The sequence below is a fragment of the Shewanella sp. genome, from assembly GCF_013214165.1.
Taxonomy (GTDB): domain Bacteria; phylum Pseudomonadota; class Gammaproteobacteria; order Enterobacterales; family Shewanellaceae; genus Shewanella.
The window spans coordinates 12,099-28,462 of the sequence record NZ_JABSSM010000056.1 but is presented as its reverse complement, the minus strand read 5'-3'; the positions used below and the strand labels follow the sequence as shown (position 1 = coordinate 28,462).

Here is a 16,364-nt window from a genome sequence, read left to right as displayed (position 1 = left end):
AAAAGAATGGCAGCCGATGGTTTTCGCCGCATTATCTCGCAAAAAAAATCCCACTCCATCGCTTTCCCTGCGATCACGGATAAATACCTCCATGTACAAATCCCCTCATTCACCATCCATGGCGATCGGGGATAAATACCTCCATGTACAAAAAACGCACCTCTAAGGGTGCGTTTCATCATAATTGCGTCGCTGGCGATGCTAAGCAGCCAAATGACGTAACTGCCGACGATAAGACAAGGAAGCCGATGGTTTTCGCCGCGGAGTTGACTGGTGTCAATGAGCAGCGAAAACCGGAGGCTGAAGCCGTATTATCTAGGCCAAGTAGTCATTTATTCGTAGTCAGCGATGGGAATGCATGCACAGAAAAGATTGCGGTCGCCATAAACATCATCGATACGGTTAACCGTTGGCCAGAACTTGTTTAGCTTAACTGCTGCCGTCGGGAACACGGCCACTTCACGGCTGTATGGACGTGAGTCAAACTCAGGGTCCATGATGTCGGCCAGTGTATGCGGTGCATTATGTAGCGGGTTGTTGTCTGCTGGCCACTCGCCAGACTCGACACGTGCCACTTCGCCGCGAATAGAGATCATCGCTTCGATGAATCTATCCAGCTCAACCTTAGACTCAGATTCTGTTGGCTCAATCATTAAGGTTCCCGCAACTGGGAAGCTCATGGTTGGCGCGTGGAAACCATAATCGTTAAGACGCTTGGCGATATCCATCTCGGTGACGCCAGACGCTTCTTTAAGCGGACGCAAATCTATGATGCACTCGTGAGCCACGCGGTCGTTACGACCGGTGTAAAGCACAGGATAATGCTCAGACAGTTTCTTCATCACGTAGTTAGCGTTAAGCAGTGCCATCTGAGTCGACTTTCTCAGGCCTTGCTTGCCGAGTAACTTGATGTACATCCAAGTGATAGGCAGAATTCCCGCGCTACCATATGGCGCCGCAGATACTGCGCCGTTGTTGTCAGACTCAAGACCGTGCTTAACCACAGCGTGGCCAGACAGGAATGGCGCCAGGTGTTTCTTAACACCGATTGGCCCCATACCAGGTCCGCCGCCGCCGTGTGGAATAGCGAAGGTCTTGTGCAGGTTAAGGTGAGATACGTCGGCACCGATAGAACCCGGCGATGTTAGACCTACCTGAGCGTTCATGTTGGCACCATCGAGGTAAACCTGACCGCCGTGTTGATGAATCACTTCACAGATCTCACCAATCGTCTCTTCGTACACGCCGTGAGTCGATGGGTAGGTGACCATGATACAAGACAGGTTATCGGCAACTTCTGCCGCTTTCGTCTTGAGGTCTTCCATGTCTATGTTGCCGTCTTTATCACAGGCGGTAACCACGATTTTCATGCCAGCAAGCTGAGCGGAAGCTGGGTTAGTCCCGTGGGCAGATTGAGGAATTAGACAGATGTTTCTGTGTGCGTCGCCGCGAGACTCGTGGTACTGCTTAATCGCAAGCAGACCGGCGTACTCGCCCTGTGCACCTGAGTTAGGTTGCATAGAGACGGCGTCGTAGCCTGTGATGTCCACTAACCAGTCAGAAAGCTCGCTCACAAGTTGTGCGTAACCTTGCGCCTGATCTTGTGGGCAGAATGGGTGCATGTTACCGAACTCAGGCCAAGTGATAGGCATCATCTCGGTGGCTGCGTTAAGCTTCATGGTACACGAGCCCAATGAGATCATTGAGTGGTTAAGGGCTAGATCCTTGTTCTCCAGACGCTTGATGTAACGCATCATCTCGGTTTCGCTGTGGTAGCGATTGAATGTTGGGTGAGTCAGAATCGCATCAGTTCGGATAAGCGCTGCCGGCACCGATGTGCTGCCATTAGCAAGGATGTCACTATCGAGCACGGCAACATCCAGACCATGACCTTCGCCAAGTAAGATGTCGAACAGCTGGGCCACGTCTTCACGAGTGGTGGTCTCGGCTAAGCTGACGCCTAAGAGGCCGTCTGAGTCGATACGCAGGTTAACGCCCTGGGTTTCAGAGCGAGTCTTGATAGATGCAGCGTCTAAGCCTTTAATCGATAATGTATCGAACCAGGTATTGTTGACCAGAGTCACGCCCTTGGCAGTTAGGCCAGCCGCGAGAATGTCGGTCAGACGATGAATACGCTCGGCAATCGTCTTAAGGCCTTGTGGGCCGTGGAATACGGCGTAAAAAGACGCCATGTTCGCGAGTAATACCTGAGCGGTACAGATGTTTGAGTTAGCTTTTTCGCGGCGGATATGTTGCTCACGAGTCTGCATCGCCATGCGTAGGGCGCGGTTACCGCGAGTATCTTGTGATACACCGATAATACGGCCTGGCAGTGAACGCTTATATGCGTCACGGGTGACGAAGAAGGCGGCGTGTGGACCACCGAATCCCATAGGGACACCAAAGCGCTGTGAGTTACCCAATACCACGTCGGCGCCCATAGAGCCCGGTGACTTAAGCATGACCAGAGACATGATGTCGGCGGCAACGGCAATCACGGCCTTCTTCTCATGTAGCTTGGTGAATAGCTCGGTGAAATCTGTGATTTGACCATAGCGGTTGGTGTACTGGAACAGGGCTCCGAAGATCTCGTGGTTGGCGGCATCGCCTGCCGGGCCTACGATAATATCGAAACCGAAACACTCGGCGCGGGTCTTGATCACATCCAGCGTCTGGGGGAACACGTCATCGGCAACGAAGAAGATGTTGGCCTTCTTGGCTTTCGATACACGCTTGGCCAGTGCCATGGCTTCGGCCGCTGCTGTCGCTTCATCGAGTAATGATGAAGACGCAAGGTCAAGGCCGGTTAGGTCCATAGACAGCTGCTGGAAGTTAAGGATAGCTTCTAGGCGACCCTGAGCGATCTCTGGCTGGTATGGCGTGTAGGCCGTGTACCAACCTGGATTTTCGAGCACGTTACGCTGGATAACAGTAGGGACTTCAGTACCGTAGTAACCCATGCCTATGTAGCTCTTATAGACCTTGTTCTTATCGGCGATAGCGCGGATATAAGCCATGCCTTCGGCTTCGCTGACGTGATCGCCAACGGCTAAGTCACGATTAAGACGAATCGACTCAGGCACTATCTGCGCGGTGAGATCTTCTAAAGATTCTGCACCGACAAAATTCAGCATCTCTTGCTGCTGTACGCTATCCGGGCCGATATGACGGCTGAGGAAGAGATCGTGCTGCTCAAGTTTAGTAAGCGTTTCAGTGGTCATGATAACCTAATTCCATATTTGCCAGTATCCGCCTGTAGGGGGCTAAGGTACCGGTCTAATTGTATTGTTTAAGAATAAATTGGTGTTTGCTACATGTATATATAGCTAAATAACTTCTGACGATTGCTCTTGTTAAGCTTTAGGCTTTAGGCTTTAGTTGTAAGCTGTTAGTCCCTAGCCTCGAGTGTAAAGTCACTTAGCTATAAATTAGTCTCGCTAATAGGTGAAAACCAATATAACGAACAAAGCCTCATTGTTTAAGAAATGAGGCTTTGTTCAGTCAAAGATTAGTCTTCTTCGACAATCGCTTGATAGCCTTCGGCATCAAGCAAGTTTTCTATTTCAGCGGTATCAGAAGGCATCACGCGGAAGAACCAACCGTCGCCAAATGCATCGCTGTTGACTAGCTCAGGAGAATCTTCAAGCGCTTCGTTAACTGCCAGTACTTCACCTGAGATTGGTGCGTAGATGTCAGAAGCAGCCTTAACTGATTCAGCAACGGCACAATCTTCACCAGCAGTTACAGTATCGCCTACGTCTGGAAGCTCAACGAATACCATATCACCCAAAAGCTCCTGGGCGTGTTCACTGATACCTACGGTATAGCTACCGTCTTCTTCTTTACGGATCCACTCGTGTGAAGATGCGTACCTCAATTCAGTCGGAATATTGCTCATTGTTCTTGATCCTTATTTATATTGTTCTAATTTTGTATTAATAAGCTAATTTATCGGTTTTTACGTTATTACGTTATTACGTTATTACGTTATTACGCAGCGGTTTTAAACTAATTCTCAAAGCCTGCGCTCAGTAAATAGTTATTGATAACCACTATTTACCCTATAAAGCGTTATAAGGTGAACATCTAACTTTATTCACCGTGTTTTCTGAGGTTTATACGCAGGAATTTCGTTCTAATTTTAGGAGCCAGCGCGATACTTATAGATAAAAAACTATAAGTATCAATGAGCACAGGCGACAAAACCCTTTACTAAAATCAGGGACGAAATAACCAGTATTAACCCAGAAAAACTAGAAAGCTTGTTTACCATTGCGTACAAACGAAGGTTTAATCACTTTAACAGCGACGCGCTTCTTACGCATTTCGACTTCAGCAGTGTCACCAATACTTCTTGGCACGCGCGCCATGGCAATAGAATAGCCTAATGTTGGCGAAAATGTACCACTGGTAATAGTGCCTTGCTGTTCATTGCCGTCGCTATCGGTGAAGAAGATAGACATGCCCGGACGGATAACACCTTTGGCTTCCATAATAAGGCCAACCATCTTCTCGGTACCGGCAGCCTTGATTGCTGCCAGAGCTTCACGACCGTTGAAATTACGATCTTCTGGCTCCCAAGCTATGGTCCAGCCCATGTTAGCCGCTAACGGATTAACCGTTTCGTCCATATCCAGGCCGTAGAGGTTCATGCCGGCTTCGAGGCGTAAGGTGTCACGTGCGCCTAAGCCACATGGCTTAACGCCAGCTTCGAGTAGAGCCTGCCATAACGCTTCGGCTTCGGCTTCTGGCACTATGATTTCGTAGCCAGTTTCACCCGTGTAACCGGTAGTAGCGATAAACAATGAGTCAGCTTGCACACCGAAGAAAGGCTTCATGCCTTCGACCGCTGCATTTTGATCGGCATTGAAAACGCTAGCGGCTTTGGCCTTAGCGTTAGGTCCTTGAACGGCGATCATCGCCAGTTCCGGACGCTCACTGATCACCACGTCGAAGCCTTTGACTTCTAGTGCAATCCAAGCCAGATCTTTTTCACGAGTCGCAGAGTTAACCACGATGCGATAATGAGTATCGGTAAGATAATAGGTGATGAGGTCGTCGATCACGCCGGCGTTATGATCTAGCATGCCGCCGTAAAGCGCCTTGCCAGGTACTTTAAGCTTAGCGACATCGTTCGCTAATAATTTACGCAGGAAAACACAGGCGTCTGTGCCTGTCACATCGACTACTGTCATGTGAGACACATCGAACATGCCAGCGTCTTGACGAACCGCATGATGTTCTTCGATTTGAGAACCATAGTTCAGTGGCATATCCCAACCGTGGAAATCTACCATCTTAGCGTCTGATTCTAAGTGCTTGTTAAAGAGTACAGTTTTATTAGCCATTATTATCTCGTTATTATGCCCTTTTCGGGTCTAACCTGGCGTAACTACACAGCTATCTGTTCGGCTTAGCTTCTGTATAAGAAGAAATACAGAACTGAAACACCTAGCGTAGGGTACATACAGCCAAAGTGTGTCTGCAAACATATTACTCCAGTCACTATTTACAGTCTAAATAGTCGGTCGTAATACATGCATCTATTGCGTTAGATAAAATTGCAGCGATGAGTTTCCTTTAAGAAACAAAATCTCTATCGGTACTAAAATGCGGCGAAATTATACCTCGCAACACAGTTTTGTATACAAGAGAATTTTCTAATCCGAATCCTTTTGTCATTAGTTTTTCTCATGTTTAACATCTCGTTTTTTAACACATGAATATTGCTTACATAGCCATAACACGTAACGCACTGATAAATAAGACTTAACCATCGAGCGGGCTCGAGGATCGAGTCTCTAGTCTAGTTTACATAGCTTTGGCAGGTTATGTTTGTTACCCATGGCCTGCTGTATAAACAGTGTTTTCACTGGAGAAAGGTTATCGACTAAATTTAAGCCGAAATCCCGTAATGCTTTCTTTACCGGATTAGTGCCTTCGAATAAACGCTTGAAACCTTCCATCGCGGCTATCATCTCCAGCGCATCGGCCTTACGCCAGCGCTCAAGCGCGCGTAAATTAGCGTACATTCCTATGTCTTTACCGTCTAACTTTAGCTCGGTGATGGTCTCGATAATCGCCGCCGCGTCTAAGAAGCCAAGGTTGACCCCCTGCCCCGCTAACGGGTGTATGGTGTGCGCCGCGTCGCCGGCCAGTAACATGCGATGGCGGGCAAAATGACGGGCGTAACGCATACGCAAGGGGAAAGCCTGTGGCTCACACTCGAGCTGACACATGCCCATGCGGCCATCAAACTCTGCGGTGAGGGTGCGTTCAAACTCCAGCTTGCTCGCCGCCAGCAATTGCTGCGCCTTGGCCGGCGGTACCGACCAGACGATGGAACATAAATTATTTTCATACAGGGGCAAGAAGGCCAAGGGACCGTCTTTGAGGAACACCTGACGGGCGGTATCTTGGTGTGGAATTTCGGTGCGAATGCTGGCCACCACGGCATGATGGCCATAATCCCAGAAAGTCATGGGGATTTTACACTGCTCACGCACCCAAGAATTGGCGCCATCGGCGCCGATAACCAGGGCGGCACTGATGTTGTCGCCATTGTCTAAGGTCAACCAGGCTTCACGTTCACCGAAAGCTATTTTATCCAGTCTATGGTTCTCAAGATAAGTTATCTCATCGAACTCAGCTGCCCGTTTAGACAGTGCGAACCGTATGTTGTCATTTTCGATGATGCTGCCGAGATACTCCTCACTGAGAGAGTGTGCGTCGAAGCCTATCTTGCCCAGGCTGTCCTTGTCCCAGACTTCCATCTTCTGGTAGGGGCTGACGCGCGCATCGTCCAGATAACTCCAGGCGCCTAAGTTTTGAAGTAAGCGCTGACTAGCCTTGTTGATAGCGCTTACCCTGAGTTTGGCTTCGCCGGATACGGCCTGAGCCTCCCCCGCGTCGATAACCACCACGCGCAGTTCATCCATCGCCAGTCCGATAGCGGTAGCTAATCCCACCATACCGCCGCCGATAATCGCGACATCATAGGTTTGCATTGCACTTGAGTTTGTGTGCATCTCACTTCCTTCACTTAAGGTCTAGAGCATTGTTATAGGTAAATTAGTTTGAGCCAGCTTGACGATCACAGCGTTCAAAATCTGATGCCAGTCTTTTTATATACGTTAGCTTACCGACTTCCAACCCATGGCGGTTCTGGCTACCGGCACTTTCAGTGGTGGCAGCCAAGAGAGTAGCCTTAAGCCCAGGCTACGCCCGACCACTAATGGCCAGTGGTCATTAGAAAATCCGCGCACCAGGAATTCGATATTGGTCATGGTGCTGTTTCTATCTTTCTCGCGGCTCTTAAGATAAGTGTGGGTCAACTTGGCTGAGCCAAGATCCGCCCTCTCTGCGCTTGAGGCTTCTTCGAGTAAGCTCTGCTTTATCACGTCAAGCAAGCTGACTAAGTCCCGCAGGCCTAAGTTAAAACCTTGACCGGCAATGGGATGCAGAGTCTGCGCCGCATTACCGATAAACACGGTTCTGTGATAGATGGGTCTGGGCATGTGTGACATTAACAAGGGATAGCAGAAACGCTCACCCACCTGAGTAAATCGCCCGGCGCGAAAACCAAAGGCCTGCTGCAGCTCAGCTAAAAACTCGTCTTGGGGAGCCGACTGTAAACGTTTGGCGTCACCGGGGCTAAGTGCCCACACTAGGGACACTCGCGGATTGCCCTTGAGCGGCGCCATAGGCAAGACGGCTAATGGACCTGTGCTGGTGAAGCGCTCGAAGGCCCAATTATCGTGGGATTTATCGGTCTCGACATTAGCAACCAGTGCCACCTGTTCGAAGTCCACCTGCTCTATGGGTAAGTTGAAGGCTTGCCTGACTTGGGAGTTTACTCCGTCGGCGGCCACCAGCAAGGCCGTCTTGATCTGAGTGCCATCATTGAGCGTGAGCAGCTGACAATCGGTTTGTGCCTCTACATTGGCCAGTGTTTCGGGGCAATGGAGCTGGATATCACTGGCTTCAAGCAGCTTAAACAGCAACTGACCGACCCGCTCGAGCTCAACAACCTGACCTAGGTTCTGCAGATGAAAGTCTTCGGCGTTGAGCTCTGTCATGCCAAAGTGTCCTCGGTCTGAGATATGTATGTTCTCGATGGGCGTGCCAAGATGGGCAAGCTTAGACCAGAGCCCGAGGCGTTTAAGCTCGAAGATAGAGCCATGGGCGATGGCGATGGATCGCGCATCGAAACCTGGGTGTTCACTGCCAGGTTTATGTGCCTCTATGAGGGCGATCTTTAGGGGTCTGTTTAACTCCTCGCTCAACGTCTTTAAGCCTAAGGCTAAGGTTGCACCGGCCATAGCGCCGCCGACAATGGCAACATCGACCTGTTTAGCGTCCTGAGTTTGCGGAGCATGGGAGCTTAGGGTATTGCTGTTTATTTCTATATCAGCTGTCATTGGTCTTCTCTAATTTGCCGCAACTAAAATATGAATCGCGGCAAGTCTAGATACAATAATGAGATCGGCACGAGTTTAATGGAATACGTTGGCTTCTTTTTGATTTGGATCAGTCAAATCTGGGCCAAACTCAGAATAGCAGAGTAGCGCCGCCACCTTGGCAAACTCCATCAGCTCCATATAGGCCGATTCTGACTCCTCATCTTCGGCCACATCGAACTCGACCAAGGCAATATCCGCCAGATCCTTGATGACTTCTTGTAAGTCGGCGGAAGCCTTGTCGATCTTAGGCTGTACCATGGCAATACCGGTTAAGAAACTCTGTACCCATAGCGACAGGGCCTCGACACGCTTAGTAAGAGGCTCTTCCTCTTCCGGCAGCATGGGCGAGAAGCCAAATTCGATATCCGAGACTCTAGTCAAGGTGTCTTGGTAAAGCTCTTCGATCAGCAGGTGCAGTGGTTCTGGCAGAGGCTGACCATCATTCATCAGCTCAAGCAGAAGTTTACACCAGGTATCTTTCGACAGCTCTACACCACCACAAATAATCCCCACTAGGGCACCATGAACTTCGACCGGTGTCTGGCCAATTTCGGCTGCTTCTAAGGCTGCTAATAAATTATCTATACGTAGAGAAGGAGGGGTTGCCATAACTGTTTCCACAGGCTGAAAATACTCAGTCCATGCTAGCAGAAGTGAGACGCTCGGCCAAATTAAACAAGGTGCGAATTCCTAGGCCCTGGTTCCTAGGTTCTAGGACCTAGGAACTCGTCGCTTCAAAATACGACTAAATGTTTATAAATCACCCAAGCTTGCCTATCTAAACAACATTTAATCCAAAATGGCTCACCTTAGCGCTTACTCATGTTGCACTTTAGCATTTAGACCGATATAGTCCGCTCAAGAGACAATAATCAGGACCCTTCGCCACATGAGTAGCCATGCTATAGAAATTAGCTTGCTAGGCCGTACATACTCCATCGCTTGCCCGCAAGGACAAGAGAAAGCCTTGCAGCACGTGGCGCAGCAGCTCGAAATGCAGTTAATTTCGCTTAAAACACGGACTAACAGTCTGAGTCGCGAAGAGATAGCCATCATGGCTGCATTAAATACGGGTTATGAGTTGCTGGAAGAACAGCAAAAGAATCAAGATTATAATAAGCAGATGGATGAAAAAATCGGTCTGCTGCAGGCAACTTTAGAGAACGCACTCGTTGAGCGTTCGGTAAAAGAAGATTAAACTGTACGAAGTTAATCGATATTTTTTTCTTTTACTCGTAAGATAAGTACTCGCTAGTCAGAATGAGTCAGTACCCAGATTTACATCCGAATGGCTTCTCATCGCAATAGCAGATGAAGGTAAGCGTTTCGGATAACCAGTTTTGCTCCCTGGTATACGCGTCAGTCGGCAATGTCCCTGTGCCGATATTTACATACCCAGGATGAATGCTTTGATGACATTGAGCAGGCTCGGCTCGTACCGAGAAGCCTTAGGAGTTAATCATTTATCCGCCTTGAACCTACGGTTCAAGGGCTACGCCGGCAACGGTATTTTGGGGAGCAATTTACATTCGACGTAAAGTTGAAATAAGAGAACCATCACTGAAAAATGATGGTTTTTTTATGTCTGAAAACCACGGTTCAAGGGACTCTTTATAAACATCGTGGCGGCAAGGGTATTTGGGGGAGCAATTTAATAAAGAAGGTTCTAGGAACTAGGACCTAGCTACGAATCGCGAGATTCGAGCAACAAAAAAACCACAACTCAAGGGTTGTGGTTTTTTTGTGCCTGAATGTGCCGTCATTCCGGCATGCTTGTGAATTGTAGGACCGGCTTCAGCCGGGAAAGATGACAATCAAAAACCATCGTTGTAGGACTGGCTTCAGCCGGGAAAGATGTCTACAGCATCCTTGTCCTTGAATAGATAGGAGTCTCGGCGGTACACTGGATCCCTATTATATGAGTGGAGCCTACATTGAAACAAGAATTCTCATCTAGCCGAGCTGCACCGGCGAGCGGTAAATCGACTCGCACTCAGATCCGGACTCAGGTTCGCAGCGCCCGCCGCAGCATTAGCGATAGTGAGCAACAAGATTTTGCTGCCAGCTCGGCGCACTTGATGCTGGCTGAAATCATTAAGCTAGAGGCAAAACATGTGGCGCTTTATCTCACCAATGACGGTGAGTTGGATACTCGTGTCTTGATTGACGCCTTGTGGGAACTGGATATTCGGCTTTACTTGCCACGGCTTCATCCTTTTAGCAAAGGCAACCTTCTCTTTCTCGCTTACACGCCCTCGACACTCCTGATGCGGAACTCATTGAACATATGGGAGCCTAAGCTGGATGTCACTCAGATGATATTGCCGCACCGATTAGATGTTGTGGTGACGCCTCTGGTGGCCTTCGATTTATCGGGTAATCGTATGGGCATGGGCGGCGGCTTTTATGACAGGACCTTAGCTAACTGGACGACTCGAGGAAAGCCCTTTCCTATCGGTTTTGCTCATGATTGCCAACAGGTCGACAGCCTGCCATGTGAACACTGGGATGTGCCTCTGCCTATGCTGGTGACGCCGACGCAAGTCCTGACTTTTGACGCTAGATCATAGATGCCTAGTTTCTGGGCTGTTCTTTTAACTCTTATACCCAATAGGCACTAGTCTGAGGCCGTGTAGCTTCAAGATGGGCCGAACGCTGGCGTCAAGTTTCACCTATAATTAGCGAGTAACAGGCCAGTTACCCTGCGATTATTTAGGCGTTATGCCCATACAGAGCTGGCTCACACTATAATCCAAAAGACTGATGCGAGGGACTAACTTGCAGGTTTATTATGCTAACCTTGGCGGCTGCACTTTTTCAAAAGCTCATAAGGATTATGATGAAACTACCAATCATCGCCGTATCTCTACTCGTTCTTACCCTTAGCGCTTGCTCTGAGCAAGAGACGCCAACACAAGATAATGTGCAACAAACGCAACAAACTCTACCAGTAGGTGATACCAGCCGAACTTCATTGGACTGGAACGGTACCTATTCAGGTGTGACCCCCTGCGCAAGTTGCTCAGGTATAGACACCACTCTCACTCTGAAACTGGATAATACCTATGTATTAGTGACTCGCTACCTAGATGACGAGAATGAGGCTAAAAAAATAGTTACCGAAGCGGGTTCATTTAAGTGGAACAGGGAAGGCAACACGATTAGCCTGATGGGTGATGCCAGTAGAAAAGATGACCCCAAGCAATATCAGCTAGGTGAAAATCAGCTGTTGATGCTGGATATGCAAGGCAATCGCATCACAGGTTCATTAGCCGAGCTCTATCGTTTAGCTAAGCAATCATCACATTTACAACAGCAACAAGATTAAGCCAGTCCTACTATCTATACCTGCCAATCGATCGGCTTGGCACCGAGTGATGTTAGCAGCGCATTGGTCTTGGAGAAATGTTGGCAGCCGAAGAAGCCACGGTATGCGGATAGTGGTGAAGGATGTGGGCCTGATAGAATATGGTGATGATCGGATGTGATCACCTTACCCTTCTTGATCGCATGGGCTCCCCAGAGAATGAATACGATGAGCCTTTCTTGCTCGTTTAGCTGCTTGAGCGCATGGGTGGTAAAGGTTTCCCAACCCGATTTGGCATGGGAGTGCGCCTTACCCTGCTCAACAGTCAATACTGTGTTGAGCATCAATACTCCCTGTTCGGCCCAACTGGAGAGATGCCCATGTTCGGGTGTTTTGAAACCAGCAATATCAGTCAGTAATTCCTTATACATGTTCACCAAAGAAGGCGGTATTTTTACCCCATGCTTAACCGAAAAACACAGGCCGTGGGCTTGTTCAGGCCCGTGGTAAGGGTCTTGCCCAATAATCACCACTCTCACCTTATCTAAAGGCGTCTTCTCGAATGCGGTGAACACCTCTTCCTGAGGGGGAAATATGGCCTTACCAGTATTGCGTTCACCCTGAACAAATTCTTGAAGTTTCTGGTAATAATCTAAGCGTTTCTCGGCTTCAATAAAGGTGTTCCAATTGCAGTGGACAGTCATAGTTTCCTCATAACAGTAGTGCGTATGCCACTCAAAAAGGTCAGTCTTAAGTCGCAATTCAAGATGAATAAAAGTGTTACAGTAAGAAAGGCGAATAATATACGGTTTATATTAAAAAAATGCTCCCCTTCTCCCACAAGATCCACACCAGAGATGATTCAGTCAATACCAGTATCAGTATCAGTATCACTTATAACTCACTCGACGCTAGTGTGGTTATCGATTCGGACCCAAGCAGTTAAATTGCCGTCGTTAGCGATAGATACACCAAGAAGATGACCCGTCGCGAGTCACTGCACTCAGCTAAAAATATACTCTGTCAAATAAATAAGCAGGGCGAGTAAGCACGATGAAAAAAGATGCAGGCTATACTCTGGTCGAACTTGTCGTGATGGTCATCATCCAGGCTATGTTGGCCACTATCGCATTGCCAAAATTTATCAATATCAAGCAAGATGCTCCCAGCGTTTCTACCTCAAAAGCTGTAGTCAGTGTTTCTACCTCAAAAGCTGTAGTCAGTGTTTCTACCTCAAAAGATATAGCCCAGAGAGATGAAGCCTACAGAAGATCGCAGCTAAAGCAAATCTTACATAAAAGCACCTAGCGGATCATGCCCCAGATCTCATATAGATGATAAGAGAGCTTTATTAATGGCTCATTTACGTTAGTATTCGGCCACTAAAATTACGATTTATGCTTATTAAATTCATATTAACTTCTTATTCGAGAGTGAGAGCACCATGTCAGAAGCAAAAAAAGAGACCACTATCTTTCAATTAGCCGATCAATTCATTGCCCTTGCCAACGAGATAAACACTACAGAACAAGATGTGAGTAAAGTCGGTACCGCATTACGTTTCGCAGCGTCTCGCTTCAATGCCTTCGAAGCGGCATTAAAGTCAGCCGATTTAGCTGCAGAAAAAGCCAATGCACTCGAGTGGTTCACTAAAGAATATAAAGAGATGCTCACCGATAATCTGGATGATCATATCAACAATCCTCCGCTTTCTAAGGAACAAGAGCCTAAAGCGCCTGCGACAGCTAAAGATGGTGCCGTGCAGATATTTACCAAATAAAAAGTTCCTCGTTCCTAGGTTTTAGAGCCTGGGAACTAATCCTCCTAAATCGTCACTAGCACCCGCACGGCTAATAAGATCAGTACGACTCCCGATAGCTTATCTATCAGTGCCGCCTTCTCTCTGAGCTTGGGCAGCACAGACTTATGGGAAAGCACCATGGCGATAATCGTATACCAGAGGCCGTCGATAATTAGCGGCGTAAATATGATCAATGACTTGCCCCACAGACTATCGGCAGCCATGACAAATTGACTGAATAACGCCAGAAAGAAGAGTAAAATTTTAGGGTTAAACAAAGAGATAGTCAGGCCATCTCTGGCAGCCGTGAATGCATCGCTCGATTTCCCTGCCGCGAGTTTATCTGACATGCCCCCCTTGGATCTCAGTGCTTGAATACCCATCCAGGCAAGATATAAGGCACCGGTGATGGCGATGCCATTAAACACCATGGGCGCTTTCTTAAGCATCACGGCCAGACCTAACAGGGTCACCAAGGCATAGACACCTATGCCGATAGAGTGAGCCCAGGCGCAGATAATCCCCTTGCCCCTGCCGCCACCTAAGGTGTGCCTGACCACCATGGCCAGACTCGGGCCCGGCGACATGGCACCTAAACAACAGATGGCCACTAAACTCAGCCAAGCAGTAAGACTCATGCTATTTCCTTAATCATTAAATTTTTCACCGCGATCTTTGCATATTAGCCCTTTGTTTTATCATTTTTTCTTTATTATTGTTATTCGTAAGCTTAATGCTGAGCTTAAGGTGTTGAGCTTAAGGTGCTGGACTAAAATGACCGATTGAGCTGCACACGCTTGAGCCTACCACATGAGCTACACACGCTCGGGCTATTTAAGTTTGAGTCAGTCAAACAGCTTACAAAGTTTATCCGCTGCGAGTAAAACTCAATCCAAGCTGGCACTGAGTCGAAAACCTTTCCGGGTAGAGAAGAAAGCTCCCACATAGCCATCGTCATGCTAATCGTTCTATAATGACACTGACGATATATCGTGCATTTTTATTTTAAAAAATACAATGGTTTAAATATGACTAAATATGGCGATAAAACATCCAGTTCAACTCAGCTCAGTATCGATAGTCATGCCGATTTTTTACCGGAAAATAAACTCCTGCTCAATGCGGTGGGGGAAGGCATCTACGGATTCGATCTTAAGGGCAATGCCGTGTTCATTAACCCTGCTGCCGAGAGAATGACAGGCTGGTTGAATGAGGAGCTGTTGGGACGGAATATTCATGAATGCCATCACCATAGCCATGCCGATGGCAGTCACTACCCCAAAGAAGATTGCCCTATTTTCAATACTTTACATGATGGTATTGCCCGAGAGACGAGTCAGGATGTGTTCTGGCGAAAAGACGGCAGCAGCTTTCCGGTTCACTACACCTCTACCCCAGTCTATAAAGATGGCGAACTCGTCGGTGTGGTCGCGATATTTCGTGACATAAGTATTCAGAAGCAAACCGAAGACTCTTTAAGGCAGGCCTTAGAGCAAGTTCAGGCCCTGTCGGAGAAACTCACCAATGAGAATCACTATCTGCTAGCCGAGCTGGCCGACCGAACTGGAGATGTGGGCATATCTGGAGAGAGCCAGCTCATTCAACAGATGATCCAGCAAATAAAACTGGTCGCCAATACCAAGAGTACCGTACTTATCTGTGGTGAAAATGGCACCGGTAAGGAACTCGTAGCACGCAACCTGCATAGACTCAGTGATCGCAGCGATAAACCTATGGTGAGTGTTAATTGCGCCTCATTTTCAACTTCACTGCTTGAGAGTGAGCTGTTCGGTCATGAGAAGGGCGCTTTCACTGGAGCCACTAGCCGTCGCAAGGGCCGTTTCGAACTCGCGAATAATGGTACTCTATTTCTCGATGAAGTCGCCGAATTGAGCCTGGAGGCGCAATCTAAGTTACTCAGAGTCATACAAGAACATGAATTTGAACGGGTCGGCAGCAGTACAAGCATCAAGATAGACATCAGGCTGGTCGCAGCCACACACCATGATCTGCTCAAGCGTGTAGAGTCTGGCTTATTCAGGATGGATCTCTATTATCGTCTCAATGTCTTTCCCATCAAGGTCCCCCCTCTGAGAGAGCGCCCAGACGACATTCCCCAGTTAATCAGCGATATCGTCACGGACTTGAATAGAAAACTTGGCAAAAAAATCAAAGGCGTCAGTAAACAGGGACTCAAAAACCTGCTGGCCTACTCTTGGCCGGGTAATGTCAGGGAGTTACAGAACGTACTCGAGCGATTCAGTATTCTGAGCCATAGCCCCATACTGCAGATCCCTAAGATAAGCACCCAAGAGCCCGAAAATCTTGTTAAATATGGTAAAACTTTAGATCAAGTCGAAGCCGAACATATCAGACAGACACTGCAACAACTTAACTGGCGCATCTCAGGCCCCAGAGGCGCCGCCGCCATACTGGGCTTGCCTCCAAGTACCTTGAGATCCCGTATGAAAAAACTCAACATAATACGTGCGCAGTAAACTCGGCACATTAGCGCTTGGCATCGAAATACCTTGGATCCCGTATGAAAAAACTCAACATAATACGTGCGCAGTAAACCCGGCACATTAGGGCTTGGCATCAAAATACCTTGAGATCCCGTATGAAAAAACTCAACATAATACGTGCGCAGTAAACCCGGCACATTAGGGCTTGGCATCAAAATCCCAGTAAACAAACTGACCTCTTTACACGACATATCACGATAACGTGATATGTCGTGACCTAAAAATCCCCCTAAAAATTTAAACAACTAATTATCAACTAGTTAAACACT

At 48.0% G+C, this 16,364-nt stretch carries 14 protein-coding genes and 1 other RNA gene; 7 read left to right on the top strand and 8 right to left on the bottom strand.

Features of this window, described 5'->3' with window-relative positions; translation table 11 throughout:
• Positions 1-332 precede the first annotated feature (332 nt).
• The 6 genes from gcvP to HRU42_RS15070 all read right to left on the bottom strand — a co-directional run bounded on the left by gcvP (position 333) and on the right by HRU42_RS15070 (position 9,071).
• Positions 333-3,221, bottom strand: coding sequence for an aminomethyl-transferring glycine dehydrogenase (gene gcvP / locus HRU42_RS15095; protein ID WP_295032144.1), 2,889 nt, complete (start codon positions 3,219-3,221; stop codon positions 333-335).
• A gap of 287 nt (positions 3,222-3,508) precedes the next feature.
• A complete protein-coding gene (gene gcvH, locus HRU42_RS15090; RefSeq protein WP_295032143.1) occupies positions 3,509-3,898 on the bottom strand; it encodes a glycine cleavage system protein GcvH in 390 nt (129 codons plus the stop codon).
• A 355-nt stretch (positions 3,899-4,253) separates the two neighbouring features.
• A complete protein-coding gene (gene gcvT / locus HRU42_RS15085) occupies positions 4,254-5,348 on the bottom strand; it encodes a glycine cleavage system aminomethyltransferase GcvT (protein ID WP_295032142.1) in 1,095 nt (364 codons plus the stop codon).
• Between the two features lie 453 nt (positions 5,349-5,801).
• Complete coding sequence (locus HRU42_RS15080) at positions 5,802-7,028, bottom strand: FAD-dependent oxidoreductase (protein ID WP_295032141.1); 1,227 nt, start codon at positions 7,026-7,028, stop codon at positions 5,802-5,804.
• Positions 7,029-7,133: 105 nt separating this feature from the next.
• On the bottom strand, positions 7,134-8,420 hold the full coding sequence (gene ubiH, locus HRU42_RS15075) for a 2-octaprenyl-6-methoxyphenyl hydroxylase (protein ID WP_295032140.1): 1,287 nt from the start codon (positions 8,418-8,420) through the stop codon (positions 7,134-7,136).
• 75 nt (positions 8,421-8,495) lie between these two features.
• On the bottom strand, positions 8,496-9,071 hold the full coding sequence (locus tag HRU42_RS15070) for a UPF0149 family protein (RefSeq protein WP_295032139.1): 576 nt from the start codon (positions 9,069-9,071) through the stop codon (positions 8,496-8,498).
• Positions 9,072-9,351: 280 nt separating this feature from the next.
• On the opposite strand from HRU42_RS15070, the gene HRU42_RS15065 reads away from it, so the two are divergent.
• The 4 genes from HRU42_RS15065 to HRU42_RS15050 all read left to right on the top strand — a co-directional run bounded on the left by HRU42_RS15065 (position 9,352) and on the right by HRU42_RS15050 (position 11,790).
• Positions 9,352-9,660, top strand: coding sequence for a cell division protein ZapA (locus HRU42_RS15065; protein WP_295032138.1), 309 nt, complete (start codon positions 9,352-9,354; stop codon positions 9,658-9,660).
• A 143-nt stretch (positions 9,661-9,803) separates the two neighbouring features.
• Positions 9,804-9,984: non-coding RNA, 6S RNA (gene ssrS, locus HRU42_RS15060), on the top strand.
• Positions 9,985-10,396: 412 nt separating this feature from the next.
• A complete protein-coding gene (locus HRU42_RS15055; protein WP_295032137.1) occupies positions 10,397-11,032 on the top strand; it encodes a 5-formyltetrahydrofolate cyclo-ligase in 636 nt (211 codons plus the stop codon).
• A 269-nt stretch (positions 11,033-11,301) separates the two neighbouring features.
• Positions 11,302-11,790, top strand: a complete 489-nt coding sequence (locus HRU42_RS15050) for a copper resistance protein NlpE (protein ID WP_295032136.1) — start codon at positions 11,302-11,304, stop codon at positions 11,788-11,790.
• Between the two features lie 14 nt (positions 11,791-11,804).
• Here HRU42_RS15050 and ung read toward each other — a convergent pair whose 3' ends face one another.
• Positions 11,805-12,473 carry a uracil-DNA glycosylase gene (ung, locus tag HRU42_RS15045; RefSeq protein ID WP_295032135.1) on the bottom strand — a complete coding sequence of 223 codons (669 nt, stop codon included), beginning with the start codon at positions 12,471-12,473 and terminating at the stop codon, positions 11,805-11,807.
• Between the two features lie 349 nt (positions 12,474-12,822).
• Between ung and HRU42_RS15040 the strand changes: the two genes are divergently transcribed.
• Positions 12,823-13,077: a type II secretion system protein gene (locus HRU42_RS15040; protein ID WP_295032134.1), complete on the top strand. Its 255-nt coding sequence runs from the start codon at positions 12,823-12,825 to the stop codon at positions 13,075-13,077.
• A gap of 136 nt (positions 13,078-13,213) precedes the next feature.
• Entirely contained in the window at positions 13,214-13,549 is a 336-nt protein-coding gene (locus HRU42_RS15035) for a DUF3144 domain-containing protein (protein ID WP_295032133.1), read from the top strand.
• 44 nt (positions 13,550-13,593) lie between these two features.
• Here HRU42_RS15035 and HRU42_RS15030 read toward each other — a convergent pair whose 3' ends face one another.
• Entirely contained in the window at positions 13,594-14,208 is a 615-nt protein-coding gene (locus tag HRU42_RS15030; protein WP_295032132.1) for a LysE family translocator, read from the bottom strand.
• Between the two features lie 390 nt (positions 14,209-14,598).
• Between HRU42_RS15030 and HRU42_RS15025 the strand changes: the two genes are divergently transcribed.
• On the top strand, positions 14,599-16,068 hold the full coding sequence (locus HRU42_RS15025; RefSeq protein WP_295032131.1) for a sigma 54-interacting transcriptional regulator: 1,470 nt from the start codon (positions 14,599-14,601) through the stop codon (positions 16,066-16,068).
• Positions 16,069-16,364 lie beyond the last annotated feature (296 nt).